The 2,738-nt window shown below is 70.7% G+C and carries 2 protein-coding genes and 1 pseudogene; 2 read left to right on the top strand and 1 reads right to left on the bottom strand.

Annotated elements, in window-relative coordinates; genetic code table 11:
* Positions 1-361: 361 nt before the first annotated feature.
* Both K8V84_RS23950 and K8V84_RS23945 read left to right on the top strand, forming a co-directional pair.
* Positions 362-1,552 (top strand): NAD(P)/FAD-dependent oxidoreductase, encoded by a 1,191-nt coding sequence (locus K8V84_RS23950; RefSeq protein ID WP_304078849.1) that lies wholly within the window; start codon positions 362-364, stop codon positions 1,550-1,552.
* Between the two features lie 10 nt (positions 1,553-1,562).
* Positions 1,563-2,498: a sigma-70 family RNA polymerase sigma factor gene (locus K8V84_RS23945; protein ID WP_304078847.1), complete on the top strand. Its 936-nt coding sequence runs from the start codon at positions 1,563-1,565 to the stop codon at positions 2,496-2,498.
* 50 nt (positions 2,499-2,548) lie between these two features.
* Here the strand turns inward: K8V84_RS23945 and K8V84_RS23940 are convergent.
* Positions 2,549-2,738: pseudogene (locus K8V84_RS23940) on the bottom strand (hypothetical protein); the annotation flags it as partial.

Below are 2,738 nucleotides of genomic sequence, written 5' to 3'. Positions count from 1 at the left end.
TTCACGACGCCTAAGTGGGGGAGGGCCCCCTACTTTCGTCGGGGGTTCCACCGCGGGCGCGTGCCGGCATGGACACCTGCGTGGGCCACCGCCGGGGTGCGTGAGGTGGGTGTTCGCCGCGTGCAGGTGTGGGGATCGCGGGGTGTGGGTGCGGTCTCGCCGGTGGGGGTCGGCGTGGGTGTGACCGGGAACGAGGGTTCGGTGACCTCAGGTTCTTCGGTGGTGAATCTACATCGTCAAGGCGCCGGTTCGATTCCATCCGAACCCCTGGCCACAATGTGGTCCAGGTCACATCGAACTCCTGTCAGAAACACACGAGCCGTCTCGTTCAAGGGGCACACGAACGGACAGGAGAAAGCTCATGCGACACCGCATCATCGTCCTCGGGGCCGGTTACGCCGGAGCCGCCGCGGCCGGATACCTCGCTCGTCACCTGCACCCGGACGACGTCCACGTCACCGTCGTCAACGCCGAACCCGACTTCGTGGAACGGATGCGCCTGCACCAGGTCGCCGCCGGGCGGCCACCGCGCCGCCGCGGGCTCGCAAGGATGTTCGCCGGCACCGGCGTCCGCTTGAAGATAGCCCGGGTGAGCGGTCTGGACGCCGAACGGCGGACCGTCACCGTGGTGGGGGAGTCGGGCACCGAGGAACTGCAGTACGACACCCTGCTGTACACGCTCGGCAGCACCATCGCCGACCACGGTGTGCCGGGAGTGCGCGAACACGCCCTCCACGTGGCCCAACGGCCCGCCTCCGAACGGTTGCGGCACAGGCTGGAGGCGCTGGAACCGGGAGGCCGCGTGCTGGTGGTGGGCGGCAACCTCACCGCGATCGAGGCCGCCACCGAGATCGCCGAATCCCACCCGCGCCTGCGGGTCGCCCTGGCCACCACCGACGAACTCGGCGGTTGGCTGGGCGCCAAGGCCCGAGCACACCTGGCCCGGGCCGTCGACCGGTTCGGCATCCACGTGCACGAACACACCACCATCACCAAGGTCGGAGAGGGCGAGGCCCTCACAGCCGATGGCGAGAGGTTCGAGACCGACGTGACCGTGTGGGCGGCCGGGTTCGCCGTCCACCCCATCGCCGCCGACAGCGGACTGGCGGTGACCGCGAAGGGTCGGATCAGCGTCGACCGATGGATGCGTTCGGTCTCCCACCCGGAGATCCTCGCCGCCGGAGACAGCGTCCACGCCATCGACGACCACGGTCGACCGCTGCCGATGTCCTGCGCCTCGGCCGGATTCACCCGGATGCGGGCCACGTCCGCGATCATCGCCGAGTTGACCGGGACCGAACCCCCGAAGGTCCCGTCGGCCTACCTGGGCAACTGCGTCAGCCTCGGCTCCCGGGACGCGCTCTTGCAGGTGGTCGACGGCCGGGCCCGCTCCAAGACCTGGGCGCTGCGGGGATGGGCGGCCACCCGGGTCAAGTCGGGTGTGCTCCGCACCGTCGCCTGGAGCATGGGCCACCCCACCTTCGGGCTGCCCACGCGCCGGCGCCGGATCCGGCCGGCGTCCACCGATGCGGGGAAGGTGGTCGCCGACTAACGTGGCCTTCGTGGACACCGTCGCCGTCGAACGGTTCGAGGCCAACCGCGACCGGTTGGCCTCCATCGCCTACCGACTCCTCGGCTCGGCCGCCGACGCCGAGGACGCCGTGCAGGACGCCTACCTGCGCTGGCAGACCTCCGATCCCGGGCACATCGACGTGCCCGAGGCGTGGCTGACCAAGGTGGTCACCAACCTCGCCCTGGACCGGCTCCGGTCGGCGCAGGCCAGGCGCGAACGTGCGGCCGGTGACTGGTTGCCCGAACCCCTGCTGGACGGCGACCCGATGCTGGGCCCGGCCCAGACCGTCGAACAGCGCGAGTCGGTGACCCTGGCGATGCTGCTGCTCATGGAGCGTCTCGGCCCGGTCGAACGCGCCGTCTACGTGCTGCGCGAAGCGTTCTCCTACAGTCACGCCGAGGTCGCCGACATCCTCGACATCACCGAGACCTCCAGCCAGCAGCACGTTCACCGTGCCCGTCGGCGGGTGGCGGCGGAGCGGGTCGCGGGGGAGGCCGATCGTAGGGCGGCGCGGCGCATCGTCGAGGCGTTCGTCGACGCAGCGTCCTCGGGCAGGACCGAGCGGTTGGTGGAGTTGCTGACCGACGACGCCACCGTGGTCAGCGAGGGCGCCGGTGTGGGCGGCAAACTGATGCGTCGCACGGGTGTGGGACCGGTCGCCGCGAACCTGCGGGCCGGGTTCAAACCGACCCCGGCCAAGCGCAGGCTCGTCGGTGGGTCGCCGTCGATCCACGCGGCCGTGGTCAACGGCGCGCCCGCCATGGTCGCGGCGTTGGGGGACCGGGTCGTGGGTGTGGTGGTCCTGGGGTTGCGGGAGGAGAAGGTCGTGAACCTGGTGGGTGTGTCCTCTCGGGATCGACTGGAGCGCTTCAACCGACTCTGGCGTCGCGCCGAGCACGACGACCCCCTCATCGAACAGTGGTGACCCGGGTCCTTCTTTGACCGTTTGTCCACCGAGTCCGGTGGTCGGGGTTTTCAGGCGGGTGAGTGCGCCCCGGTTCGGTCGGTGGTGGGCAGATCGAGGTGGAGTTGCCCGTCGGTGTCGGTGGGCGTCCGACGGCCGGCGTCGCGAGGTGAGCCCGGACGGTTCAGGCCGTGGCGGGCGGCGATCTCGCGTACCGCCGAGGTGACGATGCGCCGGTAGGAGGCACGGGCGTGGGAACCG

Source organism: Nocardiopsis listeri (genome assembly GCF_020741345.1).
GTDB classification, from domain to species: domain Bacteria; phylum Actinomycetota; class Actinomycetes; order Streptosporangiales; family Streptosporangiaceae; genus Nocardiopsis; species Nocardiopsis listeri_A.
The sequence above is the reverse complement of the archived record's forward strand: the minus strand, read 5'-3'. Positions and strand labels throughout refer to the sequence as shown.

Bases quoted from the DNA above. Each gene is read 5' to 3' on its own strand.
- K8V84_RS23950 (WP_304078849.1), top strand. From the start codon at position 362: ATGCGACACCGCATCATCGTCCTCGGGGCCGGTTACGCCGGAGCCGCC.